Origin of the sequence: Marinovum sp. (assembly GCF_048263515.1) — a bacterium.
In the GTDB taxonomy this organism is placed as follows: domain Bacteria; phylum Pseudomonadota; class Alphaproteobacteria; order Rhodobacterales; family Rhodobacteraceae; genus Marinovum.
In genome coordinates this window covers 97,167-123,042 of the sequence record NZ_JBLXEC010000004.1, presented here as the reverse complement: position 1 = coordinate 123,042, position 25,876 = coordinate 97,167, and the positions used below count along the sequence as shown (strand labels likewise).

General features: G+C 67.0%; 23 protein-coding genes. 7 read left to right on the top strand and 16 right to left on the bottom strand.

What is annotated here, in order from left to right:
• Positions 1-146: 146 nt before the first annotated feature.
• From msrB to ACN0SE_RS05925, 3 genes are all read right to left on the bottom strand, one after another.
• On the bottom strand, positions 147-611 hold the full coding sequence (gene msrB / locus ACN0SE_RS05935) for a peptide-methionine (R)-S-oxide reductase MsrB (RefSeq protein ID WP_417523684.1): 465 nt from the start codon (positions 609-611) through the stop codon (positions 147-149).
• 134 nt (positions 612-745) lie between these two features.
• Positions 746-1,426 carry an anti-sigma factor domain-containing protein gene (locus ACN0SE_RS05930; protein WP_417523578.1) on the bottom strand — a complete coding sequence of 227 codons (681 nt, stop codon included), beginning with the start codon at positions 1,424-1,426 and terminating at the stop codon, positions 746-748.
• Entirely contained in the window at positions 1,423-1,935 is a 513-nt protein-coding gene (locus ACN0SE_RS05925) for a sigma-70 family RNA polymerase sigma factor (protein WP_417523683.1), read from the bottom strand. The genes ACN0SE_RS05930 and ACN0SE_RS05925 overlap by 4 nt, the downstream gene beginning before the upstream one ends.
• A gap of 210 nt (positions 1,936-2,145) precedes the next feature.
• On the opposite strand from ACN0SE_RS05925, the gene cobS reads away from it, so the two are divergent.
• The 6 genes from cobS to ACN0SE_RS05895 all read left to right on the top strand — a co-directional run bounded on the left by cobS (position 2,146) and on the right by ACN0SE_RS05895 (position 8,416).
• Positions 2,146-3,132, top strand: a complete 987-nt coding sequence (cobS, locus tag ACN0SE_RS05920; protein WP_417523577.1) for a cobaltochelatase subunit CobS — start codon at positions 2,146-2,148, stop codon at positions 3,130-3,132.
• A gap of 163 nt (positions 3,133-3,295) precedes the next feature.
• Positions 3,296-3,682, top strand: coding sequence for a hypothetical protein (locus tag ACN0SE_RS05915; protein WP_417523576.1), 387 nt, complete (start codon positions 3,296-3,298; stop codon positions 3,680-3,682).
• 93 nt (positions 3,683-3,775) lie between these two features.
• Positions 3,776-4,168: a hypothetical protein gene (locus tag ACN0SE_RS05910; protein ID WP_417523575.1), complete on the top strand. Its 393-nt coding sequence runs from the start codon at positions 3,776-3,778 to the stop codon at positions 4,166-4,168.
• Between the two features lie 90 nt (positions 4,169-4,258).
• Positions 4,259-6,133: a cobaltochelatase subunit CobT gene (gene cobT / locus ACN0SE_RS05905; RefSeq protein WP_417523574.1), complete on the top strand. Its 1,875-nt coding sequence runs from the start codon at positions 4,259-4,261 to the stop codon at positions 6,131-6,133.
• Between the two features lie 106 nt (positions 6,134-6,239).
• Complete coding sequence (locus ACN0SE_RS05900; RefSeq protein WP_417523573.1) at positions 6,240-8,018, top strand: aminopeptidase P family protein; 1,779 nt, start codon at positions 6,240-6,242, stop codon at positions 8,016-8,018.
• A 59-nt stretch (positions 8,019-8,077) separates the two neighbouring features.
• Entirely contained in the window at positions 8,078-8,416 is a 339-nt protein-coding gene (locus tag ACN0SE_RS05895; RefSeq protein ID WP_417523572.1) for a DUF427 domain-containing protein, read from the top strand.
• A 3-nt stretch (positions 8,417-8,419) separates the two neighbouring features.
• Here the strand turns inward: ACN0SE_RS05895 and ACN0SE_RS05890 are convergent, their stop codons facing one another.
• Positions 8,420-10,063: a chloride channel protein gene (locus ACN0SE_RS05890; RefSeq protein WP_417523571.1), complete on the bottom strand. Its 1,644-nt coding sequence runs from the start codon at positions 10,061-10,063 to the stop codon at positions 8,420-8,422.
• Positions 10,064-10,184: 121 nt separating this feature from the next.
• On the opposite strand from ACN0SE_RS05890, the gene ACN0SE_RS05885 reads away from it, so the two are divergent.
• Entirely contained in the window at positions 10,185-11,576 is a 1,392-nt protein-coding gene (locus ACN0SE_RS05885) for an FAD-binding oxidoreductase (protein ID WP_417523570.1), read from the top strand.
• Between the two features lie 470 nt (positions 11,577-12,046).
• Here ACN0SE_RS05885 and recN read toward each other — a convergent pair whose 3' ends face one another.
• From recN to murG, 12 genes are all read right to left on the bottom strand, one after another.
• Entirely contained in the window at positions 12,047-13,696 is a 1,650-nt protein-coding gene (gene recN / locus ACN0SE_RS05880) for a DNA repair protein RecN (RefSeq protein WP_417523569.1), read from the bottom strand.
• Positions 13,697-13,735: 39 nt separating this feature from the next.
• Positions 13,736-14,617 (bottom strand): outer membrane protein assembly factor BamD, encoded by an 882-nt coding sequence (locus ACN0SE_RS05875; protein WP_417523568.1) that lies wholly within the window; start codon positions 14,615-14,617, stop codon positions 13,736-13,738.
• A gap of 172 nt (positions 14,618-14,789) precedes the next feature.
• A complete protein-coding gene (gene lpxC / locus ACN0SE_RS05870) occupies positions 14,790-15,710 on the bottom strand; it encodes a UDP-3-O-acyl-N-acetylglucosamine deacetylase (protein ID WP_417523567.1) in 921 nt (306 codons plus the stop codon).
• Between the two features lie 704 nt (positions 15,711-16,414).
• Positions 16,415-18,016 (bottom strand): cell division protein FtsZ, encoded by a 1,602-nt coding sequence (gene ftsZ, locus ACN0SE_RS05865; protein WP_417523566.1) that lies wholly within the window; start codon positions 18,014-18,016, stop codon positions 16,415-16,417.
• Positions 18,017-18,279: 263 nt separating this feature from the next.
• Positions 18,280-19,611, bottom strand: a complete 1,332-nt coding sequence (ftsA, locus tag ACN0SE_RS05860; protein ID WP_417523565.1) for a cell division protein FtsA — start codon at positions 19,609-19,611, stop codon at positions 18,280-18,282.
• Complete coding sequence (locus ACN0SE_RS05855; RefSeq protein ID WP_417523564.1) at positions 19,608-20,576, bottom strand: cell division protein FtsQ/DivIB; 969 nt, start codon at positions 20,574-20,576, stop codon at positions 19,608-19,610. Before ACN0SE_RS05855 ends, ftsA begins: the two co-directional genes overlap by 4 nt.
• On the bottom strand, positions 20,564-21,484 hold the full coding sequence (locus ACN0SE_RS05850) for a D-alanine--D-alanine ligase (protein WP_417523563.1): 921 nt from the start codon (positions 21,482-21,484) through the stop codon (positions 20,564-20,566). Before ACN0SE_RS05850 ends, ACN0SE_RS05855 begins: the two co-directional genes overlap by 13 nt.
• A gap of 153 nt (positions 21,485-21,637) precedes the next feature.
• Positions 21,638-22,549 carry a UDP-N-acetylmuramate dehydrogenase gene (gene murB / locus ACN0SE_RS05845; RefSeq protein ID WP_417523682.1) on the bottom strand — a complete coding sequence of 304 codons (912 nt, stop codon included), beginning with the start codon at positions 22,547-22,549 and terminating at the stop codon, positions 21,638-21,640.
• A 79-nt stretch (positions 22,550-22,628) separates the two neighbouring features.
• Positions 22,629-22,913: a hypothetical protein gene (locus tag ACN0SE_RS05840; RefSeq protein WP_417523562.1), complete on the bottom strand. Its 285-nt coding sequence runs from the start codon at positions 22,911-22,913 to the stop codon at positions 22,629-22,631.
• 186 nt (positions 22,914-23,099) lie between these two features.
• Positions 23,100-23,354, bottom strand: coding sequence for a DUF2484 family protein (locus ACN0SE_RS05835; protein WP_417523561.1), 255 nt, complete (start codon positions 23,352-23,354; stop codon positions 23,100-23,102).
• Entirely contained in the window at positions 23,351-24,754 is a 1,404-nt protein-coding gene (gene murC, locus ACN0SE_RS05830) for a UDP-N-acetylmuramate--L-alanine ligase (protein ID WP_417523560.1), read from the bottom strand. The genes ACN0SE_RS05835 and murC overlap by 4 nt, the downstream gene beginning before the upstream one ends.
• On the bottom strand, positions 24,751-25,872 hold the full coding sequence (gene murG / locus ACN0SE_RS05825) for an undecaprenyldiphospho-muramoylpentapeptide beta-N-acetylglucosaminyltransferase (protein ID WP_417523559.1): 1,122 nt from the start codon (positions 25,870-25,872) through the stop codon (positions 24,751-24,753). The genes murC and murG overlap by 4 nt, the downstream gene beginning before the upstream one ends.
• Positions 25,873-25,876 lie beyond the last annotated feature (4 nt).

Here is a 25,876-nt window from a genome sequence, read left to right as displayed (position 1 = left end):
AGGGGCGGACGCTGGCGGCTTTGGCGGGCGTTGCGGGTTTGGGGGCTCTGCCCCCGTCGCCAGGGGCGACTCCCCCGAGGGTATTTTTGAACAGAAGAAGACTGGGATCGGCGCTTTTCGGGCGCCGGTCCTTTTGGTTTGCAGGGTCAGGCGGGGCGGAAGACCAGGGCGACGCCGTTGAGGCAGTGGCGCTTGCCGGTGGGCGGCGGGCCGTCGTCGAAGATATGGCCGAGGTGCGAGCCGCAGCGGCTGCAGTGGCATTCGGTGCGGCTGATGAAGAGCTTGCGGTCGCGGCGGGTGCCGATGGCCCCGGGCAGCGATTGCCAGAAGCTCGGCCAGCCGGTGCCGCTGTCGTATTTGTGGTTCGAGGAATAAAGCGCCTGGTCGCAGCCGCGGCAGTGGTAGCGGCCGGGCGTCTTCTGGTCGTGCAGCGGCGAGGAGAACGGCGGTTCGGTGCCGGCCTCGCGCATCACCTCGTATTCCAGCGCGGTCAGCCGCTTGCGCCACTCGGCCTCGCTGCGGGTCACCGCGAAGGTGCCCTCGTCGGCGCGGGGCGCAGCCGGAAGCACGAGCGCGGCGGCGCTGGCGGCAAGGAACTGGCGGCGATGCAGGGTCATTCAGGGTCTCCTGGTTGCGGGCGGTAACAGGCCCGGGCGGAGCGGCCCGTTTGGCCGCCCCTGCCGGGGCCGGAGCAGCTAGACGCGCGAGGCGGCGGTTTGTTTCCTGCACGCGCCTCCGGCGTCGATCACGATGCGGTGACCGCGCCGGTGGCCAGCACCGCGCCGGTGGGCTGACCGGTGGGCGAGCCGCCCGCAGGCTCGTCCGAGATGGCCAGCACCGCGCCGTCGAGCGATTGCCAGAGTGCCGCCGGCATCGTCAGCGCCACCACCGTGCCCGGCGCCAGCAGGCCGAGCGAGACCGGCGCATTGCCGCCCTGGATCAGCCAGAGCTCGCGGGCGCGGCCGGCATCGGGGAAGAGCCCGACCAGTTCCGCCTCGACCATCCCGGTGTCGGTGTCGAGGGTGATGCGGGCCACCTCGCCCGCGGCCTCGCTGGTCAGCTGGGCGGTCAGCGGCAGGGTCTCTGGCTCGAGCCAGCCGAAGCGCAAGGCGGCAAAGGCGAGTCCTGCTGCCAGCGCCGTGCCGATCACCGCGGTGCCGAGGTTCAGCCGGCGCCAGAACGGGATCGGCGGGCCGTAGACCCGTTCCTCGATCGCGGGCCAGAGCCTGGCGGGAGGCTTCACCTCCTGGCCCGCCGCGGCCATGGCGGCGAAATGCGCGCTCCAATTGTCGCAGGCGTGGCGCAGGTCGGCCTCGAGGAACAGCCGCCTTGCAAAGGCGTCCTCCTCGGCCTCCGACAGCAGACCAAGCACGTATTCCGCGGCCAGCACGGAGTCGTCGTCGGATATGTCTGTCGCATCGGTCATCGGGTCAGGCAGGCTCTCAGGGCTAGCAGGCTGCGGCGCAGCCAGGTTCTCATGGTATTCAGCGGCACGTCGTAATGCGCCGCCAGTTCGGCATAGGTGGCGCCCTGCAGGTAGGCGAGGCGCACGGCATCGGCCTTGTCGGGGGCCAGTTCGTTGAGGCAGGCGTCGATTTGCGCGCCTTCGTCTTTTTGCAGCAGCTGCTCGGCCGGGCCGGGCTCTGGCGCTTCGAGACGGTCGATCCGGGTCTCGTCCGGGTCGGCGTTGTCGGTGGCCGCCGCGCGACGCTTGCGCAGCTGGTCGATGGCATGGTTGCGGGCGATGGTGATCAGCCATGTCATCGGCTGAACCCGCCCGGGGCGATAGGCGTCGGCACGTCTCCAGATCTTGACGTAGACATCCTGAAGCGCATCCTCTGCCAGCGCCCTGTCCTTGAGTATACGCAGGCAGATTCCGAAAAGTTTCGCGGACGTCGCGGAATAGAGCGCGGCAAAGGCCTTGCGATCGGCCATGGCAACGCGGGTCAGAAGTGTATCCAGGTCCTGGCTCGCCAAATCGTTCGCTCCTCTCGCTCTGGTCCCAGAGGATAGGCCTCTGCCCCGCCGAAACAAGGCCGCAGCGAAATCTGGCTGTCGCCGCTCTTGCCACTCCGGCGAATTTGGTGCACCAACCGGGGCGCATATTCAGCGATCAGGCGATCAGGCACCGGAAAGGACGCACCCATGGCGGACGGGCAGATGGACCCCAATACCAGACCTTCCGAGGAAATCTCGGTCCGGGATGTCTTTGGCATCGACACCGACATGGTGGTCAAGGGCTTTGCCGACCGCAGCGAGCGGGTGCCCGACGTCGACAGCACCTACAAGTTCGACCCCGACACCACGCTGGCCATTCTCGCAGGCTTTTCCCACAATCGCCGGGTGATGATCCAGGGCTACCACGGTACCGGGAAATCCACCCATATCGAACAGGTCGCGGCGCGGCTGAACTGGCCGACGGTGCGGGTCAACCTCGACAGCCACATCTCCCGGATCGACCTGATCGGCAAGGACGCGATCAAGCTCAAGGACGGCAAGCAGGTCACCGAGTTCCAGGAAGGCATCCTGCCCTGGGCGCTGCGCACCCCCACGGCCATCGTGTTCGACGAATATGACGCCGGCCGCGCCGACGTGATGTTCGTGATCCAGCGGGTGCTCGAGGTTGACGGCAAGCTGACGCTGCTCGACCAGAACCAGGTGATCCACCCGCATCCCTATTTCCGCATCTTCGCCACCGCCAACACCGTGGGTCTGGGTGATACGACGGGCCTCTACCATGGCACCCAGCAGATCAACCAGGGCCAGATGGACCGCTGGTCGCTGGTGGCGACGCTGAACTACCTGTCGATCGACGCCGAATGCGCCATCGTCCTGGCGAAATGCCCGCATTACAACACCGAGAAAGGCCGTCGCAAGATCAAGCAGATGGTGACCGTGGCCGACCTGACCCGGACCGCCTTCATGAACGGGGACCTCTCGACGGTGATGTCCCCCCGGACGGTGATCGCCTGGGCGCAGAATGCCGAGATCTTCCGCAACGTGGGCTATGCCTTCCGGCTGTCCTTCCTGAACAAATGCGACGAGCTCGAGCGCCAGACCGTGGCCGAGTTCTACCAGCGCTGCTTCGACGAGGAACTGCCCGAGAGCGCGGCGAGCCTGTCGATGGGCTGACCTGTCCCACAGGTGAAGACACCCGCAAGGGTGGATGAACGGCGTCCCTCGGGGCGCCGTTTCTGCATCTGCAGCCGTGACCGAAGGATGACACCGGGGAAAGTTTTCATTCTGCCCAATCGGTGACACGATATTTTAGTGTTATGCTCAAATCATGAGCGGTATGAAAACTTTTTCCCTGTTCCTTGTGCTGGCGGTGTTTTCCTCCCTGCCGCCAGCACGGGCCATGCCGCTGGCCCCTGACAGCCCGGTCGTGACCTTTGCCACCTGTGCCGGGCGGCTGTCGGCGATGATGGAATACCAGTGGATGTTCGACGGCCCGGCCTCGGAACAGACCAAGGCGCAGCGCGCGGCGATGATCGACCTGCTCGAAGCGGTGCAACCCGAGGGCAAGGGCCGCGACGTGCTGCACCTGCGGCTCGAGGCCAAGATGGCGCAGGCGGCGCTGCTGACCCGGGCGACCTTCAACCGCGATGCCGAGGATGCCCGCCGCGCGCTGGTGCTGGCGCATCAGAAGCTGGCGCAATGCACCGGTCTGCTGCTGGGCTGAGCCCCCGGAAATCCCCGACAATCTTATAGACTTTGTATATACTTCTTGTTGACCGGAGCGGCGCCAGCAGCTTAGCCTCGGGGGATGATATCGGTGTTGCGCCCTCTCACGCTGGCGGTGCTGCTGGGGCTTTGGCCCCTCTCGGCCGCCCTCGCCTCGCCACCCCCGCCGGGGGAGCGGGCCGAGGCCTTCGCGATCTGCGCCGGGCGGCTCTCGGCGCTGTCGGTGCGGCAAGCGGCCACCGGGGATCCGGCGTCGGAGGCGACCTCGCGGCTGCGCGACGATTTCGACATGCTGCTGGGCGCGGTGCTGCCCGATGCGCCGCGCGATCGGCAGGCGCAGCGCTGGCGGGTCGATGGCTGGGTGCAGATCGCCCATCTGCTGGCGCGCCACCAGTATGGCGCGACGCCACGCCGGCGCGACCTTGCCGCCGCGCGGATGGCGGCGCGGATCGACACCTGCCGGCGGATGATCCTCGGGCGCTAGGCGCTTGCGAAATCCCCTGCCCTGGTCTCTGGCCATTGCCTGCGCGAGCGATTACGTTGACGCTGTTTCAATCCCGACCGCAGGCACCCCATGGCGCAGACCGACAATCCCGCAGACCCGTTCAAGAAGGCGCTGGCCGAGGCCACCAAGGTGATGGCGGACAATCCAGACCTCACGGTGTCCTATTCCGTCGACCCTTCCGGCGTCTCGGGGGATGCCATGCGGCTGCCGCAGGTCAGCCGCCGGATGACCCGCGACGAGGTGCTGCTGGCGCGCGGCACGGCGGATGCGCTGGCGCTCAAGCACAAGTATCACGACACCACCACGCACAATCGCTATGCCCCGCCGGGCGACATGGCGCGCGAGCTTTACGAGGCGATGGAGACTGCCCGCTGCGAGGCGATGGGCGCACGCGACATGCCCGGCACCGCCGGCAATATCGACGCCAAGATCAGCAACGAGGCCGCCAAGCGCGGCTATGACCAGATCACCAAGGCCGCCGATGCGCCGCTGTCGGTCGCCGCCGGCTACCTTGTGCGCCATCTCGCCACCGGGCGGGCGATGCCGCCGGGGGCGGCCAACATCATGGACCTCTGGCGCGGCTTCATCGAGGACCAGGCCGGCGGCCAGTTCGACGACCTGCAGGAGACGCTCGCCGATCAGAGCCAGTTCGCCAAGCTCGCCCGCCGGGTGATCCAGGACCTGGGCTACGGCGACCAGCTGGGCGAGGACCCCGACGATCTCGAGGAAGAGTCGGAGGACCAGGCCGAGGACACCGAGGACGACGACCGCGATCCCGACAGCACCGGCCAGGACGACGACCAGGACGACCAGTCCGAGGCCAGCCCCGAGCAGAGCCAGGAAGAGCAGCAGGACCCGAGCCAGGCCCAGGTGACCATGGACGACATGGCCGACACCGAGGCCGGCGAAGAGACCGAGCTGCCCGAGGGCGAGGCGCCGCTGGAGCCGCCGGCCCCTGCCCCGGTGTCCGAGGCCGACCCGGATTACACCGTCTTCACCACCGAGTTCGACGAGGAAATCCACGCCGAGGACCTTGCCGATCCGGCCGAGCTGGAGCGGCTGCGCGCCTATCTCGACCAGCAGCTCGAACCGCTGAAAGGCGCGGTGAGCCGGCTGGCCAACAAGCTGCAGCGCCGGTTGCAGGCGCAGCAGAGCCGGTCCTGGGAGTTCGACCTCGAGGAAGGCATTCTCGATGCCGGCCGGCTGGCCCGCGTGGTGGCCAATCCGACGACGCCGCTGAGCTTCAAGATCGAGAAGGACACCGAGTTCCGCGACACCGTGGTGACGCTGCTGCTCGACAACTCCGGCTCGATGCGCGGCCGGCCGATTTCCATTGCGGCGATCTGCGCCGATGTGCTGGCGCGCACGCTGGAGCGTTGCTCGGTCAAGGTCGAAATCCTGGGCTTCACCACCCGCGCCTGGAAAGGCGGGCTGAGCCGCGAGAAGTGGCTGGGCGAAGGCCGGGCGCAGCAGCCGGGCCGGCTCAACGACCTGCGCCACATCGTCTACAAGAGCGCCGATGCGCCCTGGCGCCGGGCGCGGCCAAATCTTGGCCTGATGATGAAAGAGGGCCTGTTGAAGGAGAACATCGACGGCGAGGCGCTGGAATGGGCGCATCGCCGGATGATCTACAGGCCCGAGGCGCGCAAGATCCTGATGGTGATCTCCGATGGTGCGCCGGTGGACGATTCCACGCTCTCGGTGAACCCGGCCAACTTCCTCGAGAAGCACCTGCGCGACGTGATCGCCATGGTCGAGCGGCGGCGGATGGTGGAACTGCTGGCGATCGGCATCGGCCACGACGTGACGCGGTATTACGACCGGGCGGTGACGATCACCGATGTCGAGCAGCTGGCCGGCGCGATGACCGAGCAGTTGGCGGCGCTGTTCGACACCGATCCACGGGCACGCGCCCGGGTGATGGGGATGCGCCGGGCGAGCTGACGGCGCGACGTGAGGGCCGGCGTGGCGGTTTGGGGGCGCTGCCCCCGTCGCCCAAGGGCGACTCCCCCGAGGGTATTTTCGGCAAGAGGAAGAACTGGGTAGCACGATGTTTCAATCCTTCGAGGTAAAGGCCCGGCCCGAACAGGGCCCGCCGCGGCTGGCGGCACTGCGCGAGGTGATGGCGGCCGAAGGGCTGGCCGGGCTTCTCGTGCCCAAGGCGGATGTGCACCAGGGCGAATACGTGGCGCCGCGCGACGACCGGCTGGCCTGGCTTACCGGGTTCACCGGCTCGGCGGGGTTTGCGGCGATCCTGGCCGACAAGGCCGGCGTCTTTGTCGATGGACGCTACCGCGTGCAGGCGCGCCAGCAATTGGCTGATGTGTTCACGCCGGTGGACTGGCCCGAGGTGCAGTTGGCGGATTGGCTGAAGGGCGAGCTTTCGGACGGGGAACTGGGGATCGATCCCTGGCTGCATACGGTGCAGCAGGTGCGGGCGCTGGAAGAGGCGCTGGCGGGGTCTGGCCTGACGCTCAGGCGGATGGAGAACCTGGTCGACCGGGTCTGGGACGACCAGCCGGCACCGCCGCTGGCACCGGTCAGGACGCATCCCGATGCGCTGGCCGGGCACTCGTCGGCCGAAAAGCGCGCGGCGCTGGCCGAGGGGCTGCGGGAAAAGGGCGCCAAGGTGGCGGTGATCACCCTGCCGGATTCGCTCTGCTGGCTGCTCAACATCCGCGGCAGTGACATTCCGCGCATCCCGGTGGCGCATGGCTTTGCGTTGCTGTTCGACGATGGCAGCGTCGATCTGTTCATGGCGGGCGAGAAGCTGGCCGGGGTCGACCTGGGGGCGGATGTACGCCATCGGGCGCCGGGGGAGTTTGCCGGGGCGCTGACCGGGCTCGAGGGGCCGGTGCTGGTGGATCCGGTCTCGGTGCCGCTGGCGGTGCTGGATGCGCTGGAGGCCGAGGTCATCGAGGGGCGCGATCCCTGCGTCCTGCCCAAAGCCTGCAAGACGCCCGAGGAACTGGCCGGGATGCGCGCCGCGCATGAGCGGGACGCGGTGGCGATGTGCGAGTTTCTCGCCTGGCTCGACGAGACCGCGCCCGGCGATCTGACCGAGATCGACGTCGTGAAAGCCCTGGAGGGCTTTCGCCGCGACACCGGGGCGCTCATGGACATTTCCTTCGAGACGATCAGCGGCTCTGGCCCCAATGGTGCCATCGTGCATTACCGGGTGAGCGAGGAGAGCAACCGCAAGCTGGCCGAGGGCGAATTGCTGCTGGTCGACAGCGGCGGGCAGTATCTTGACGGCACCACCGACATCACCCGCACCATGGCCGTAGGCGACGCGCCAGAGGAGGCCAGGGAGGCCTTTACCCGCGTGCTGCAGGGGATGATCGCCATGAGCCGGGCGCGCTGGCCCAAGGGGCTCGCGGGGCGCGATCTGGATGCCTTGGCGCGGATGCCGCTGTGGATGGCCGGTCAGGACTACGGCCATGGCACCGGCCATGGCGTCGGCGCCTATCTCTGCGTGCACGAGGGCCCGGCGCGGCTGGCGCGGACCGGGATGGAGGAGCTTCTGGCCGGGATGATCCTGTCGAACGAGCCGGGGTTCTACAAGGAAGGCGCCTTTGGCATCCGCATCGAGAACCTGATGGCGGTACGAGAGGCGGCCCCCCTGCCCCAGGGCACCGTCAGGGAGATGCTGGAGTGGGAGACGCTGACCTTCGTGCCGATCGACCGCCGGCTGATCCTGGCCGAGCGTCTGACCGCGGCCGAGCGCGACTGGCTCAACGCCTACCATGCGACCTGCCGACACATGCTGCGTCCGAGTCTGGGCAACCGGGCCGCGATATGGTTGGATGTTGCAACCGCAGAAATCTGACACAGAACGGTTACAGGCCTCTGGTCCTGTAGCGCGTACATCGTATTGGGAGAGTGAAGATGACGATCAGGATCGTGAAGGCCAGAGGCAAATGGGTGGTGCGCGCAAGCGGAGCCGTTCTGGGCGAAAGCTCGAATGCGCTGGAACTGCTCGAGGATGGCCATGCGCCGGTGATCTATTTCCCGCGCGAGGACATCGCCATGGCGCTGCTTGACCGGTCCGACAAGGTGACGACCTGCCCGCACAAGGGCGAGGCCAGCTATTTCTCGATCGATGCCAAGAACCGGACGCTGAAGGATGCGGTCTGGTCCTACGAGGCCCCCAAGGACGACGTTGCGGCGATCAAAGGCTACCTCGCCTTTCAGCCCGGCGATTACCTGCAGGTCGAAGAGCTCTGAGCCCTAGCTGTGTTCCTCTTCCGCGGTGGCGGCCAGGGCGCGGTTGTAGGCCTTGAGCGCATCGACATGGAACAGCGCGCCGCGCAGTTCCGGCGGCTGGTCCTCGCCGCGGATCGCCACCACCGGCAGGAAGCTGACCCCCGAGGTCTCGAACATCGGCAGGGCGGTTTCCAGCGTGGCATTGGCGTCGAGGTAGACGCCGGTTTCGACCATCTCCCAGCAGGCGGCCTCTGACGGGGCCTTTTCATGCTCCATCGGGCGCATCACCTGGGCCACCCGGAACATCGCCAGCAGATAGGCCTGCGGCCCCGCCGCCAGGTGCACGCCGCGGCGTTCCAGCTGGGTGAGGAAGAACGACCGGTCCACCAGCCGCGAGGCCAGGGCGGTGGACATCGACACCGAAACCATCACAGCCAGCCCGGTTTGCCAGTCGCCTGTCAGCTCGAAGACGATCAGCGTGGTCGAGATCGGCGCGCCCAGCACCGCCGCCGCCACCGCACCCATGCCGGCCAGCGCATAGAGCGTGAAGGCGCCGGATTGATCGGGGAAGAGGCTGGTGGCGATCAGCCCGAAGGCCATCCCGGTCATCGCGCCCACCATCAGCGAGGGCGAGAACATGCCGCCGCCCATGCGGCCGGCCATGGTGACCGCCACGGCAATCACCTTGATCACCGTATAGACAATCGCCTGCCACAGCAGCAGCTGGCCGGTGAGCGCCAGCGAGGTCGTCTCGTAGCCCACGCCGATGATATGCGGAAAGGGGATCGCCATGGCGCCGAGGATCGCCCCGGCCAGCATCGGGCGGATCCAGTATGGCAGGCCGATGCGGCTCTGGATCCGGCTCTCGACGTCATCGGCCCAGAAGATGCCGCGGATCATGATCACCGAAACCAGCCCGCAGACCAGCCCGAGGATCAGGAAGGCCGGCAGCTCGAGGTAGAACTCCAGCGCCGAGGTGCCCGGCAGCGTGAACTCGGTCACATCGCCAAAGGCCAGCCGGTTGATCACCGTGCCGGCGGCGCTGGCCACCACGATGGGGGCAAAGCTGTGCAGGGCAAAGTGGCGCAGCACCACCTCGAGCGCAAAAAGCGCGCCGGCGATGGGCGCGTTGAAGCTGGCCGAGACGGCGGCGGCCACGGCGCAGCCCAGCAGGTCACGCCCGGTGATGCCATCGGCGTGCAAGAGGTTCGACACCCAGGACGAGATCATCGCGGCGATATGCACCACAGGCCCTTCCCGCCCGGTGGAGCCGCCGGTCGACAGCGTGATCAGCGAGCAGAATGCCGAGGCGATCCCCGCCTTCTTTTCCACGCGGCCATCATTGAGCGCCGCGCCCTCGATCACGTCGGCCACCGCCCGCACCCGACCGTCGTCGGTGAAGAAATAGAGGATCAGCCCCACCGCCACCCCGCCGCCCATCGGGATGACCAGCACCCAGAACCAGTCGAGCGAATTGGCGAAGGTGTGCAGCTGGGTGATGTCGTCGGTTCCATAGACCGTGGCCTGCAGCCATTCGATCGCCCGGCGGAACAGCAGCGCGGCAAAGCCCGCGGCAATGCCGATGATCAGGGCGATGAACCAGAACTGGATTTGGCTCGGCCCGCGGTGGCGCAGAAGCTGCCAGCCCCGGCTGAAGACAGCGGTCATTTCACGGAGCTGGCGGACGGCGAGATTTCTGTCGTTATATGCCATATCGCTCGTTAACGTCTTTGCGCGCTGGGACCGCTGCGGTAGGAATGCGCGATTTCCGAAATCAGGCGGAGGAGCCATGACCAGACAAAGGGCGCAGGACGACGGGGCTTTGACGACCCTCAAGTCCTTGTTAGGCCAGAGATTGTCTCTGTCCAAGTCGGATCTGGCCCTGCATGGCCGATCAGAGAGCTATTTTCCCGAAACCCTGCCTGATGCCGTGGCCTATCCCGAGACCACCGAAGAGGTGGCGCAGCTGGTGACGATCTGCGCCGAGGCCGGCGTTCCGGTGGTGGCCTGGGGCACCGGCACCTCGCTCGAGGGGCACTCGCTGGCGACCCAAGGCGGCGTCGTGGTGGATTTCTCGCGCATGACCCGGGTGCTCGATCTGCGGGCCGAAGACATGACCGTCTCGGTGCAGCCCGGCCTGACCCGGGAGGCGCTGAACGAAGAGCTGCGCGCCACGGGGCTGTTTTTTCCGGTCGATCCCGGCGCCAATGCCGCGCTTGGCGGCATGGCCGCGACCCGCGCCAGCGGCACCACGGCAGTGCGCTACGGCACGATGCGCAACAATGTCCTGGCGCTCGAGGTGGTGCTGGCCGATGGCCGGGTGATCCGCACCGGAAGCCGGGCGCGCAAGTCCGCCGCCGGTTTCGACCTGACGGCGCTGATGGTGGGCAGCGAGGGCACGCTGGGGCTGATCACCGAGCTGACTCTGCGACTGCACGGCCAGCCCGAGGCGATCTCGGCCGGGGTCTGCGCCTTTCCCGACATGGGCGCCGCCGTGGCGGCGGTGACCGACACCATCCAGATGGGCCTGCCGATGGCGCGGATCGAATTCGTCGATGCCGCCTGCGCCGCGGCGGTCTATGCCTATGCCGGGATGGACTTTCCGCTGCTGCCGCATCTGCTGCTCGAGTTTCACGGGACGGAGGCGGCGGTGGCCGAACAGGCGCGTCTCTTCGGTGAAATCGCCGGGGACCACGGCGCGCTGGGCTTTGACTGGTCGGTCAAGCCCGAGGACCGCAAGGCGCTCTGGGCAATGCGCCACAACGCTTATTACGCGATCCTCGCCTCCCGCCCCGGCGCGCGGGCGCTGGTGACCGACATCTGCGTGCCGATCTCGCGCCTGGCCGAGGCGGTGGAGGCCGCCCAGGCCGATATCGCCGCCGCCTCTGTCTCCGGGCCGATCCTCGGGCATGTGGGGGACGGGAATTTCCATGCTGTTCTGCTGGTCGATCCCGAGAACCCGGAGGAACTGGCCGAGGCCAAGGCCCTGTCGGACCGGATGGTCCGACGCGCCCTGGCGCTTGGCGGGACCTCGACCGGAGAGCATGGCGTGGGGCTCGGCAAGCTGGGGTTCATGGCGGCGGAACACGGTGACGGCTGGGCAGTGATGGGCGAGATCAAGCGGGCGCTGGACCCGAAGAACATCCTCAACCCCGGGAAGCTCGTACCGCCGTGGCAGTAAAGCGCAAGCCGCGCATCGCCGGGCCGCGGTGCGGCGAAGCGCGGCGGCCGTTGGCGGTGTTGACGCGCTTGGGACGAGAGACCTTTGTCCAACTCGAGCCGCGCATCGTTGGGCCGCGGTGCGGCGATCCTCCCTTGGTTCGGCAGCGCTTTATCTCGGCCAAGTCCGGAAGAGATCGGATCGACGCGCCCACGTCAGCCAAATCGCCGTGCCGGGGGGGCGGCCCGGCGATGCGCGGCGGCTTACAGCCGCTGTTAACGCGCTTGGGACAAATGACCGACGTTCAACGCGAGCCGTGTATCGTCGGGCCGTGGTGCGGCGAACCACGGAAGTTCTGCAGCGCTTTCTCTCGGCCAAGTCCGAAAATGATCCGCGCGACGCGCTCACGTCAGCCAAATCGCCCTGCCGGGCGGCGGCCCGGCGATGCGCGGCGGCTTTCAGCCGCTGTTTACGCGCCGGGGACAAGCCCCCTACCCCGCCAGCAAAGCCCTTGCGGCGGCGCGGGCCTCGTCGGTCACCGTGTCGCCTGCCACCATGCGGGCGATCTCGTCGACCCGCTCACCGGCCCCCAGCGGCACTACGCGCGACAGGGTCTGCTCGGCCACCACGCTCTTCTCGACCCGCCAGTGATGCGCGCCGAGCGCCGCGACCTGCGGCGAATGGGTCACCACCAGCACCTGCCCCTGCGCGGCCAGCGCCGCCAGACGGCGGCCCACCGCATCGGCGGTCGCCCCGCCGACACCGCGGTCGATCTCGTCGAAGATCATCGTCACGCCGGAGGTGCCCTCGGCCAGGCAGACCTTGAGCGCCAGCAGGAACCGGCTCAACTCGCCGCCCGAGGCGATCTTGCCGATCGGCCCGGCCGGGGCGCCCGGGTTGGTGGCGACGGTAAAGGCCACGGCGTCGCGGCCCTCGGGGCCGGCCGGTTCTTCGCTGATCTTTGTTTCAAAGACCGCCCGCTCCATCTTCAGCGGCGCGAGCTCGGCAGTGACGGCGGCGTCCAGCCGGCTGGCGGCGGCGCGGCGCGCGGTGCTCAGGGCGTCGGCGGTGGCGTCATAGGCCGTTTCGGCCGCCTTGGTGGCCTTGCGCAGATCAGCGATGTCTGCATCACCCGCATCCAGCCGGGCGAGCCTGGCCGACAGGGTCTCGGCCAGCTCCGGCAGGTCTTCGGAGGTCACCTGATGCTTGCGGGCCAGACCGCGGATGGCAAAAAGCCGCTCTTCCGCCTCCTCCAGCTCGTGCGGGTTGAAGGCCAAGGCCTCGAGGCAATCCTCGACTCCGCGCGCGGCCTGATCGAGTTCTTCCATCGCCCGCGCCAGCGCCGCCAGCGGCGCATCGAGCTGGCCCTCGGCGCGGTCGGCCACACCGTCGAGCCAGCGCATGGCGTCGCCCATGGCGCCCTCGGCGCCGTCGTTGCCAAGCGCCTGGCCGGCGCGCTGGATGTCCTCGCGGATGCGCTCGGCCTGTTGCATCATCCGGCGCTTGGCATCGAGCGCGGCATCCTCGCCGGGCTGCGGCGCCAGCGCCTCCAGTTCGGCCACCGCATGGCGCAGAAAATCCTCTTCCTCGCGCATCGCCGCCAGCGCCTCTTCGGCCTCTGCCAACGCGCGACGGGCCTGCACCAGACCCCGCCAGGCCCCGCGGGTGGCGGCCAATTCAGCCTCGACCCCGGCGAACTCGTCGAGAATGCGGCGATGGCCGCGCGGGTTCAGCAAGCCCCGGTCGTCATGCTGACCATGCAGCTCGACCAGCGTCTCGGACAGCTGCCGCAGCACCTCGCCGGAACAGCGCCGGTCGTTGACCCAGGCGGTCTTGCGCCCTTCGGCGGTGTTCACCCGGCGCAGGATCAGCTCATCTGCCACCGGCAGCCCGGCCTCTTCCAGCACCGCAAAGGCAGCATGGCCCGGCGGCAGGTCGAACTCCGCCACCACCTCGCCCTGCGCTGCCCCCGCGCGCACCAGCTCGGCCCGGCCACGCCAGCCCAGCACAAAGCCCAAGGAGTCGAGCAGGATCGACTTGCCGGCACCGGTCTCGCCGGTCAGCACGTTCAGCCCGGGCTGGAAGGCCAGCTCGAGGTGATCGATGATCAACATGTCGCGGATATCAAGCGTTCGCAGCATCAGATGCCCCGTCGGGTGGGCAGGCTGCCCACCGCTGACCTATAGCCATTCACCCTTGACCATCTGGCGATAGATGGAGCCGAGCCAGTTGTTGTCGAAGACCTCGGGCTTGAGCCCCTGACCGGTCAGCAGACGATAGCTGTCCTCGTACCATTCGGTCGACTGGTAGTTGTAGCCGAGGATCGCGCCAGCGGTCTGCGCCTCTTGCGTCAGGCCCAGCGACAGGTAGCTCTCGACCAGGCGGTGCAGCGCCTCGGCGGTGTGGGTAGTGGTCTGGAAATCCTCGACAACCACGCGGAAGCGGTTGATCCCCGAGGTGTAATGCTTGCGCTTGAGGTAGTAGCGCCCGATTTCCATCTCCTTGGCGGCGAGATGGTCGAAGGCCAGGTCGAACTTCAGGATCGCCGAGCGGGCATATTCGCTGTCGGGATAGCGTTCGATCACCGTGCGCAGCGCCTGCAGGGCCTGGAAGGTCAGGCCCTGGTCGCGGCCGACCTCGTCGATCTGGTCATAGTAGCTGAGCGCCAGCAGGTATTGCGCATAGGCCGCATCGTCATCGGCCGGATAGAAATCGACATAGCGCTGCGCGGCGGCGCGGGCGTCTTCGTATTCCTTGTCCTTGTGATGGGCAAAGGCCTGCATGATCAGCGCCCGCTTGGCCCATTCCGAATAGGGATAGAGCCGCTCGATTTCCGAGAAGAAGCGCGCCGCCTCGCTGTAGCTGTTGCGCTCGAGCTCGTATTCGCCGCGCTCGAAGATCTGTTCGGCGGTGTAGGATTCGATCGGGGTGTTGCTGAAACCGATGTTGCCGCGGGAATTGAGAAAGGCACCGCCGGAGCAGCTGGCCAACGTCAGACCGGCCGCCAGCGCAATCACGATGGCCCGCGATGTCCTGCCTCTCAGCGGTCTGTCGCCCGTCATGCCTGTCACTTCCTCACCCAAGGTCCCGGGTCGATGGCGCCGCCGGCGCGGCCCGGTTATGCGTCACGTCCTAACACGAAGCGTTAAGTCTCTGAAAGGGCATACGACACATCGTCAAAGATGGAAACGCCCGCCAGGGACTGGCGGACGCAAAAGTCGGTGATCGCGGATTTCACGCCACGGCGGGCATGTCGCGCGGCACCACGCCCACACCGGGAAGACGGGCCGCATCGGCGGCATCGCATTCCACCAGGCGCAGCGCGCCGGGGGTGTTGAACAGTGCATGCAGCAGCATGTTGGTCATCGAGTGACCGGCGCGGTGACCGGTGTAATGGCCGATGATCGGCGCACCGGCGAGCGCCAGGTCCCCCAGCGCATCAAGCATCTTGTGGCGCACCGGCTCGTCGCGGTGACGCAGGCCACCGGGGCTTAGCACCCGGTCGCCATCGACCACAACGGCGTTTTCCAGCGTGCCGCCGAGGGCCAGGCCATTGGCACGCATGGTGTCGACATCGGACTGCCGGCAGAAGGTGCGGCTGTCGCAGAGCTCACGCACGAAGGTACCATTCGACAGCACCAACTGCTTGTCTTGGCTGCCGATGGCGGCGTCCTGGAAATCGATATGGAACGACATGGTGAAGGTGTCGGCCGGCGACAGGCGCGCCCAGCCGCTGTCGGTCTCGACGGTGACGGTCTTGTCGACCTTGATCGCCATGACCGGGGTATCCAGACGCTGTATGCCGCGGCCGAGGATCGCGTCGACGAAAGGCGCAGCCGAGCCGTCGAGGATCGGCACTTCGGGGCCGTCGATCTCGATCAGGGCGTTGTGCACGCCGCAGCCGGCCAGCGCCGCCATGACATGCTCGATGGTGCTGACTTCGACGCCGGATGCGTTGCGGATGCGGGTGCAGAGCGGCGAGCGCTCGACCGCGTCCCAGCGGGCCGGAACCATGGTATCGCCGAAGTGGATGTCGGTTCGCTTGAACCAGATGCCATAGCCGGCCGAGGCCGGAGAGATCACCATGCGGACCGGGCGGCCGGAGTGCAGGCCGACACCGTCAAAGCGGACTTTGGTCTTGAGCGTGGCTTGCATCGGTCTTCCCTTCGGCTTCATCGTCGCGCCGGGCCCTGTGCCCGAACATGCAGTGGAGGTGCTGGTTGCAGAGCCGGCGTCATCCACTGCGGACCGGCGATGAGAGTGAATTAGGATCTCGGGAGGGATTGCTCAAATAACGTATTGCAACGCTATGAAACATATCAGTAACAGCGTCGGCGGGAACTCGCGGTTCGTGGTCAAGGTGTTGAGTTTGTTCATGAATTGCGCGCGTCTAAAAGGCGTTTGGTGGGGCGAACGTGACCGGTAACACGCCATATTTCAGGCTTTGTGACAAAATTATCCGGGTCGTGAACGACACGAGACGCCCCCTGCCCTGACGGAAACCGACATCGGTCAAGGGTCTGAGCGGCGGTATGGTTAACGCTATCAGGTCAGCGACTGCCTGTCCCTCGGCACGATTACCGCTCCACCGGCGCGGAACAAGGCCGCAGGCCGCCGCGCCATCGCCATGCTGGAAGCATGCCTCTGGCATGACCCACCCCCATGGCCCGGCGATTGGGTGACGTCGGAGCACCGATCATTCGAAGCGCGCCGGTGGCCGAGATAAACCGTGCAGACTCAGGGTCGGTTCACCGCTCCGTGGCCCGTCGACGGCACGGCCCATGGTCCGGCGCGTTATCCCCTCAAAGCAGAAGGGCCCCCTCTCGGGAGCCCTTCGCAAATCGTCCGGTGAGTGGTGCTCAATTGGCCTGACGGCGCAGGAAGGCGGGGATTTCGATCCGCTCCTGCTCGGGGTCGGCCTGAGGCTCGGGCGCATAGTTGGTGGCCGGCGACTGTACCGGCGGCTGCTGACGGCGCGCTTGCTGCTGGCCCTGGCTGTCCTGGCCATTGCCGGTCATCCGGCCGATCAGCGAGTTGATGCCGAAGCGCGGGCGCTCGACCTCGGCCGGAGCCTGGGGCGCGGCCTGCTGTTCCTGCGGGAAGCCTCCACCGGCGCGGGCGGCGGCGGCCTGAAGCCGGGCCATCGCTTCGGGCGACGGGGTGCCGGCAGCAGGCGCCTTGGGCGCCACGAAGCTCTCGGCCTCGTCGTCCTCGAACTGCGCGGTGCGCGGCTCGAACTGAGGCACCTCGGGCTGGTAGGCCGGCGGCGGCACGTCGTCTTCGACGACAGCGTCGTTGCGCGGCTCGAAGCCTTCGAAGAGCGAGGGCTCCTCGGCTTCGGCGACCTGAGGCTCGGCCTCTTCGTAGGCCGGCTCCTGATACTCTTCCACGCGGGCGGCAACCTGCTCTTCGGCGCGCTCTTCAGCCGGTGCGGGCACCTGCTTGAGCGGCTCGGCCAGCGAACGGCGCGGCACCGGGATGTCATGCTGCACGCCCGAGGCGTCGATGCCGGTGGCGACAACGCTGACGCGCATCTGGCCGCCCATGGCTTCGTCCAGGGTGGAGCCGACGATGATGTTGGCGTCGGCGTCCACTTCCTCGCGGATGCGGTTGGCGGCTTCGTCCAGTTCGAACAGCGTCAGATCGGTGCCGCCGGTGATGTTGATCAGCACGCCCTTGGCGCCGCGCAGCGAAATCTCGTCGAGCAGCGGGTTGGCAATCGCCTTCTCGGCGGCCTGGATTGCGCGATCTTCGCCATCGGCCTCGCCGGTGCCCATCATCGCCTTGCCCATCTCGTCCATCACGGCGCGGACGTCGGCAAAGTCGAGGTTGATCAGGCCCGGGCGGACCATCAGATCGGTGACACCCTTGACGCCCTGATACAGAACGTCGTCAGCCATGCTGAATGCATCGGTGAAGGTGGTCTTTTCGTTGGCCAGCCGGAACAGGTTCTGGTTGGGAATGATGATCAGCGTGTCGACGACCTTCTGCAGCGCCTCGACGCCGTCCTCGGCCTGTTTCATCCGCTTGCCGCCCTCGAACTGGAAGGGCTTGGTCACCACGCCGACGGTCAGAACACCCAGCTCGCGTGCAGCCTGGGCGATGATCGGGGCCGCACCGGTGCCGGTGCCGCCGCCCATGCCGGCGGTGATGAAGCACATATGCGCGCCGGCCAGGTGATCGACGATCTGTTCGATGCTTTCTTCGGCGGCGGCAGCGCCGATCGAGGCCTTGGCGCCGGCGCCCAGACCCTCGGTCACTTTCACGCCCAGCTGCACCCGCGCCTCGGCGTTGGATTGCTGCAATGCCTGGGCATCGGTGTTGGCAACCACGAACTCGACACCTTCGAGCTTCTTCTCGATCATGTTGTTGACCGCGTTACCGCCTGCACCGCCCACGCCGAATACCGTGATGCGGGGCCGCAGTTCATCGTGTCCGGGTACCGAAAGATTCAATGTCATAACTGTCCGCCTTGTCCGCCTGCTTTTCACGCCCTGAACGGGCATTTTGCTGCCTATTACCGCCCATTATGACGAAGCGATACCCGGGCGTCACGTAAAAAACTGAAAAACGCAGCAAAATGTGGGCAAAAACTTGCCACATTTCGCCCGATGTCGGGGATTGCGCCAGATATGGCGGGGAGGCACAGTAACGCCTACTAGGCGGCCCTCTGACTGGCCACCTTATCCACCGAATCGTCCACAGGGATCGCGCCGCTTCGGCGCTACCAGTTGTCGCGGAACCACTTGACCGCGCGCTTCAGGGACCGGGCCGGATAGCGGTCGACCGGAAGGTCGAAATCCCACCATTCGTCCTGGGGATGGGCGGCAAAGAGGCAAAGCCCCACCGCCGCCGAAAAGCCCGGGCCCGTGACCGCCTGCGGCAGTCCGTGGACCCGCAAGGGCCGGCCGAGGCGCACCTGGTGGCCGAGGATACGGCTCGCCAGGGCATCAAGTCCGGGGATCTGGCTGGCACCGCCGGTCAGAACGATCTGCTGGCTGGGCAGATGTTCGAAGCCCGCCGCATCCAGACGCACCCGCACCTCTTCGAGGATTTCCTCGACCCGCGGCCGCATGATGCCGATCAGCTCGGCGCGCGACGCGGTGCGACGGTCGTGTTCCCAATCGCCGGTCTCGCCGCCGATGCCGATCATCTCGCGGTCGTCCATGCCGGTGGCGACGAGCCCGCCGTGCACCGTCTTGATGCGCTCGGCCATGGTCATCGGCACCTGCAGGCCCATCGAGATGTCCGAGGTGACGTGATCGCCGCCCATGCGCACCGCATCGGCGTAGATCATGTGTTTCTTCATGAAGATCGAGATGCCGGTCGAGCCGCCGCCCATGTCGATGCAGGCAGCGCCCAGCTGCTGTTCATCCTCGACCAGCGCGGCAATGCCGCCGACATAGGCCGAAGAGGCCAGGCCCGCGAGTTCGAGATCGCAGCGCTTGACGCAATGGGCGAGGTTCTGGATCGCCTGGCCGGAGACAGTCAGCATGTGCATGTCGGTCGAAAGCGTATGGCCGATCTGGCCGCGCGGATCCGACAGGCCCGAGCGGTGATCGAGCGCAAAGTTCACCGGCTGGGCGTGCAGCACCTCGCGGCCATGGCCGAAGTCCGACACATCGCAAGCGGAAAGCACGCGGGCCACATCCTGTTCGTCCACCGTCTGGCCGTGTACCTCGACCTGCCCGGCCAGCCCGTAAGACCGCGGCTCAGCGCCCGAGAAACAGGCGATCACGTGGTCGACCCGGATACCGGCCATCTTCTGCGCCGATTGCAGCGCGGTGCGGATGGCGCGCTCGGTCTCGCCCATCGCCGCGATCTCGCCGAAGCGGACCCCGCGCGACCGGGTGGTGGCGGCGCCGATCACCCGGAAACCGCTCTGCCCTGCCAGCGATCCGACACCGGCGTCAGAGACCTTTTCGGTGCCATCAAACCGAAGGACGAGGCAGGCGATCTTGGCGCTGCCCACGTCGAGAATGGCAATCACGCCACGTTGCATGGCGGCCTTGCGCATGTTGCGCATTGCGCGCTGGGATTCGTACAGCTCGATCATCGTGACGTCACTCCAAGCTCGTCTGCCTTGATTTTCCGCAGTTCTTCGACCGCGTTGGTATTCATTCTTATCGTGGGCCGGTGCGGCAGGCGCATGTCGACGACCGCAAGGTCGCGCTCCAGCATGCCGTTCGGCGTGATCGAATCGAGCGCGAGGACGCGTTCGAGCGTCTGCACCGGCTTTTCCTTGGGCAGCAGGATGCGCTGGTCGCGGTCAAGCACCACGTCCCAGCGGCGCTGGCCGATCCATTCCAGCCCGCGCAGCCGGTTGGCGACGGGAGCCGCCGCCGCGACCAGTCGCAGCGCCTGTCGCACATGCTTGTCGGCGCCCTCGCCGGCGATCACCGGCAGGTCGGGGCGTTCGTGACGGCCCTTGAGCGGCGCCACGCGGTAGCCGCCGGCGTCCAGCAGTTCGAGCCCGCGGGTCGAGCGCCAGACCACGGCCGGAATGCGTTCGGTCACGTCGACCTGAAGGATGCCGCCGGGCTTGATCCGCAGGCTGACCTTCTCGACGGCATCGAGGCCGGCGATGGTGTCGCGCATGTGGTCAAGCTCGAGATGAAAGGAGGAGACCGGGAATTCAACCGGCAGGATCTCGCGGATGTCCTGCGCCACCTCTTCACCGGCGCCGTCGACCTGCATCAGCTTGACCATGAATTCCTCGCGCTGCTCGATCGCATCGCGCATGTCGGCGAGGGTCTGGTTGAAGGCGACGCGGCGTGTCTCGCTGGCAAAATAGACGCTGCCGATCAGGAAGGCCAAGGCCATCGGCAGACCAAGCCGCAGCCCTTGGCGGAACAGCGGCGTCAGCATCAGGCGCTGCATCCGGTAGGCCCAGCGCGAGGGCGCTGGATCGGCCTTGGGGCGGGGCATGGCCTGCGGTGCCGGCTGTGGCTCGGGCCCGCCATGGGCCGGATGATAGGCGCGGTGGATGCGGCCGCGAACGCCGTCGGTCAGCGATGGCATGAGGCATCCTCCACCATCCAGGCGCAGAGCGCGCCGAAGGAAATGCCTTCGTGCGCCGCCTGTTCCGGGGCCAGAGAGGTCGGCGTCATGCCGGGCTGGGTGTTGGTCTCGAGCAGGATCAACCCGTCGAGCCCCCTGCCCTCGTCCCAGCGGAAATCGGTGCGGCTGACACCGCGGCAGCCCAGGGCATTGTGGGCGCGCAGGGCGTAGTCGCGGCAGGCGTCGAAGATCTCGGCCGGAATGTCGGCGGGCAGCACGTGGCGCGAGCCGCCTTCCTTGTACTTGGCGTCGTAGTCATACCAGCCGGTGGTGATGATGTCGGTTACCGTCAGGGCGCGGTCGCCCATCACCGTGGTGGTCAACTCGCGACCCGGCGCAAAAGCCTCGACCATCACCTCGTCGGGCATGTCGTCCGACAGCTGCGGCGGGCCGTTGTTTTCCTCTTCGATGAGGTAGACGCCCACCGAAGAGCCTTCGTTGTTGGGCTTGACCACATAAGGCGGGCTCAGCACGTGGCGCTGGCGGACCTCGGCGGCCTTGGCGATCACGCTTTCGACCACCGGCAATCCGGCGGTGCGGTAGACCTCTTTCGAGCGTTGCTTGTCCATCGCCAGCGCCGAAGCCAGCACGCCCGAATGAGTGTAGGGCAGACGCAGCCATTCCAGCAGGCCCTGAACGCAGCCGTCTTCGCCCCAACGGCCATGCAGCGCGTTGAAGACCACGTCGGGTTGAACCTCTGCGAGCCGTGCAGAGAGATCCTCTGCGGCGTCTATTTCAATGACTTCAAAGCCTTCGCCCCTGAGCGCCTTGGCGCATTCGCGCCCGGAAGACAGTGACACTTCGCGCTCGGCAGAAGGGCCACCCATCAACACCGCTACTCGGGAGCCTGCCCTGCTCGACATGCCCACTCGTGCCTCAACTTGTCTGGACCTGCCCGGTCCCTCGTCTGTGTTCGCGCCTTTTGCGACGCGTTTTTATGCTGAACCTGCCGGTCCCTGGTGTTTCCGCGCCATTCCGATCGGGTTGTGGCGCGAAAGCGGGCCTTTGCGGCCTTTGGCGGATCAGGCTTTTTCGCCGACCCGCATGATTTCCCAGTGTAACTCTATTCCACTGCTTTGAAAAACCCTTTTTCGCACTTCCTCGCCCAGGGACTCCAGATCTTCGGCCGTGGCTGCCCCTGTATTGATCAGAAAGTTCGAATGTTTCTCGCTCATCTGCGCGCCGCCGATGCAAAAGCCGCGCAATCCGGCGTCGTCGATCAGCTTCCAGGCCTTGAGATCATGGGTATCGTCGGCTTTTCCGGTGCTGGAGAAGCCGGCCGGGTTGCGGAAGGTCGAGCCGGCGGTACGGTCCTTGGTGGGTTGCGTGGCGTCACGCTTGGCCAGTTGATCGGCCATTTTCTGCGCAAGCGCCTCGGGATCGCCCTCGGTGCCGCGGAACGTCGCCTCGGTGATCACCCAGCCCTCTGGCAGATCGGTCTGGCGGTAGCGGAAGTTCAGGTCTTGGGCGGTCAGCGTGACCTCTTCACCCTGCCGTGTGACCGCCTCCGCCTCGACGAAATGATCAGCAACATAAGCACCATAGCAGCCGGCGTTCATCCGCACCGCGCCGCCGACGGCCCCCGGGATGGTGCGCAGGAAGGTCAGGTCGACGCCCGCCTCGGCAGCCTTTTTCGCCACATGTGCATCGAGCGCGGCGGCGCCGGCGGTGACCCGGTCGCCCTCGATCGAAATGCCGTTGAAGCCGCGGCCCATGCGGATCACCACCGCACGCAACCCGCCGTCACGCACGATCAGGTTGGACCCGACGCCCATGGGAAAGACCGGCACATCCTCCGGCAGCGCCTTGAGGAACGCGGCCAGGTCGTCGACATCCGCCGGCTGGAACAGCCAGTCCGCAGGCCCGCCGACGCGCAGCCATGTGAGATCGGCCAGCACCCGGTCTTCGGTCAGCCGGCCGCGCACCTGCGGCATGTGAGAGTGATCGTCCATTGCCCGCCCCCTTGAGGTTTCGCCCGTCATAAATCGGATCGGGCGCGGCGAAAAGGGGCGATCACCGACGCCTGCGCTTGCGCCACCAGGCCAACGCCCCGCCGAGCCCCAGCCCGGCCAGCGCCGGGGCAATCAGGAAGACGACGATGAGGAAATGCCCCAGCGCGTCCCAGCCCTGGGCCCGTTGCGCCATGGTCATGAAGACGACGCCGAGGGCAAAGACCGCGGCCGCGAGGACATAGAACCATGTGAGCGCCGCCCGGCGCACCAAGACAAAGCCGGTCAGCCCGCAGACGGCGATGACCCCACCCACGAAGAGCGCAATTCGGATTTGTGTCGGGTCCATCGGAGCCTCCCTCGGCGGGAGGTTAGCGGGTTCGCGCAGCTGCGCAATTGGGGAATTCTGTATTTAGGGGGGCATTGGACTCTGCGGAGCGGTGGGTTGCAAACCCACCCTACGCCATCCCCGTAGGGTGGGTTTGCAACCCACCGTCCCGGGCCGACATATGCCAACCGCCGGGCAACCTCGCCGTTACGCGTCACTCCGCGCGCGGCGGCGCAGCCAGCGGCCGAAGTAGATCACCGGCCAGCGCAGCACGCTCATGCCAGCCATCAGCACGAAGAGCCCGACCCAAGGGCCGTTCTGATAGGTGACATAGCCAAGCAGCGGCACGCCGATGGCAATCAGCGCATAGGCCCGGCGCCAGTGGTTGTCGCGCGAGGGCATCGCCGCCAGAAGATTAGCCGCCAGCGCCCAGAGGCAGGCAAGGATCAGCGACATCGTCATTTTGCCAGCTGCTCCGGCAGCGCGTTGGCCCAGGCGCTGATCGTGCCGGCGCCGAGGCAGACCACCATGTCGCCAGGCCCGGCATTCTCGCGCACGAAATCGGCCAGCGCCTCTTCGCCCTCGAGCGCCGAGGCGTGCCGGTGCCCGTGACGGCGCAGCCCCGCCACGAGGTCATCGCGCGAGGCGCCCTCGATCGGGTCTTCGCCGGCGGCAAAGACATCGGCAATCGCCACCACGTCGGCCTCGTTGAAGCAGGCGCAGAAGTCCTCGAACAGGTTCGACAGCCGCGAATAGCGGTGCGGCTGGTGCACGGCGATCACCCGCCCGTCAGAGGCCTGCCGCGCCGCGCGCAGCACGGCGGCGATCTCTACCGGGTGGTGGCCGTAATCGTCGATGATCGTCACGCCATCAACTTCGCCGACTTTGGTGAAGCGGCGGTTAACGCCGCCGAAACTGGCCAGCGCCTTGCGAATCTCGTCGATCTTCATGCCGAGGTGCCGGCAGACCGCCACCGCGCTCAGCGCGTTCGAGACGTTGTGATCGCCGGGCATCGGCAGGGCGCAGTCCTCGATCATCTGGCCTTCGGCCTGCAGCGCGATGTCGAAATGCGCCACCCCGCCTTCGTAGCGCAGGTTGACCGCGCGCACATCGGCCTGCGAGTTGAAGCCATAGGTCACGACGCGCCGGTCGGTGACCTTGCCCACCAGCCGCTGCACCTCTTCGTGGTCGGTGCAACAGACTGCAAGGCCGTAGAACGGGATGTTCGAGACGAAATCAAGGAAACCCTGGCGCAGTCGGTCGAAATCGCCCCAGTGCTCCATGTGCTCGGGGTCGATGTTGGTGACCACGCCGATGGTGGCGGGCAGACGGTTGAAGGTGCCGTCGCTCTCATCGGCCTCGACCACCATCCATTCGCCCTGCCCCATCCGGGCGTTCGAGCCGTAGGCGTGAATGATGCCGCCGTTGACCACGGTCGGGTCAAAGCCGCCGGCGACCATCAGTTCGGCCATCATCGTGGTGGTGGTGGTCTTGCCGTGGGTGCCGGCAATGGCGATGTTCGACTTGAGCCGCATCAGCTCGGCCAGCATCTCGGCGCGGCGCACCACCGGCAGGCCCATGTTGCGGGCCTCGTCGAGTTCAGGGTTGCCCGGCTTGATCGCGGTCGAGATCACCACCACCTCGGCCTCGGCCAGGTTGGCGGCCGACTGGCCGACGAAGATCCGTGCACCCAGCCGTTCCAGCCGCTCGGTGATCTTCGAGCCCTTGAGATCGCTGCCCTGCACCCGGTAACCTAGGTTCAGCAGCACTTCGGCAATGCCGGACATGCCGATGCCGCCGATGCCGACGAAATGGATGGGGCCCACGTCGGTGGGCAGTTTGGTGACGGCAGCAGCGTTCATTCGGGGTCCTTTCCAGGCTGGAGATGCTGGCCGTCCGCCAGCGCCTCGACCATGGCGGCCAGCTCTCGGGCCGCATCAGGTTTGCCAAGCCCGAGCGCCGCCGCAGACATCTGGCGGGCGGTATCGGGCTGATTGAGAATGTCGTGGATCGCCGCGGTCAGCGGCTCCACATGAAGGTCGGATTCCGGCACGACGAGGGCGGCGCCCGCCTCGGCCATGCCGCGGGCATTGGCGCTCTGGTGGTCGCCGGTGGCCAGCGCATAAGGCACAAGGATCGCCGGGCGGCCGATCACCGTCAGGTCGGCAATCGACGAGGCCCCGGCGCGGCTGATGACCAGCTGCGCCTCTGACATCCGCCGCGGCACGTCCTGAAAGAACGGCTGCACGTCGGCGTCGATATTGTGATCCTCGTAGTATTTTGCCACGCGCTCGTGGTCTTCACCGCGGGCCTGGTGGCTGACGCGGATGTTCTCGAGCACATTCATCGGCAGGCCGGCAATCGCCGGCGGCACCACGTCGGACAGGATGCGCGCCCCCTGGCTGCCGCCCATCACCAGGATCGACATCGGGTAATCGCCGGGCGGGATGTAGCTGGCCTGAGCGCGCTCGAGGATGGCGGCGCGCACCGGGTTGCCGGTGTGAAAGCCCTCGACGCCCTCTGGCAGGTCTGTGGGCCAGGTGCCGCAGGCCATGGCGTCGACCCGCTTGGCAAAGAGCTTGTTGACCTTGCCCAGAATGCCGTTCTGTTCATGGATCATCCGCGGCCGCCGCAGCAACCAGGCCGCCGAGAGCGCCGGGATCGACGGATAGCCGCCGAAGCCCACCACCACGTCAGGCCGGTCGCGCACCATGCCCGCGATCGCCGCGCAGACGCCGCCCAAGATACGGAACGGTGCCAGCGCCTTGGCGGCAAGACCGCCGCGGGCAAAGGTGGCGGAGCTGATCTGGTCGATCTCGACGGTATGGGGAAAGCCCTGAGTGTAGCGCGCGCCGCGCGGATCGGTCGACAGTTTGACCCGCCAGCCCCGCGCCAGCATCTCCTCGGCAAGCGACTGCGCGGGGAACATATGTCCCCCGGTGCCCCCTGCCGCAATCACGAGCAGTCTCTGCCGGTCCATCAGC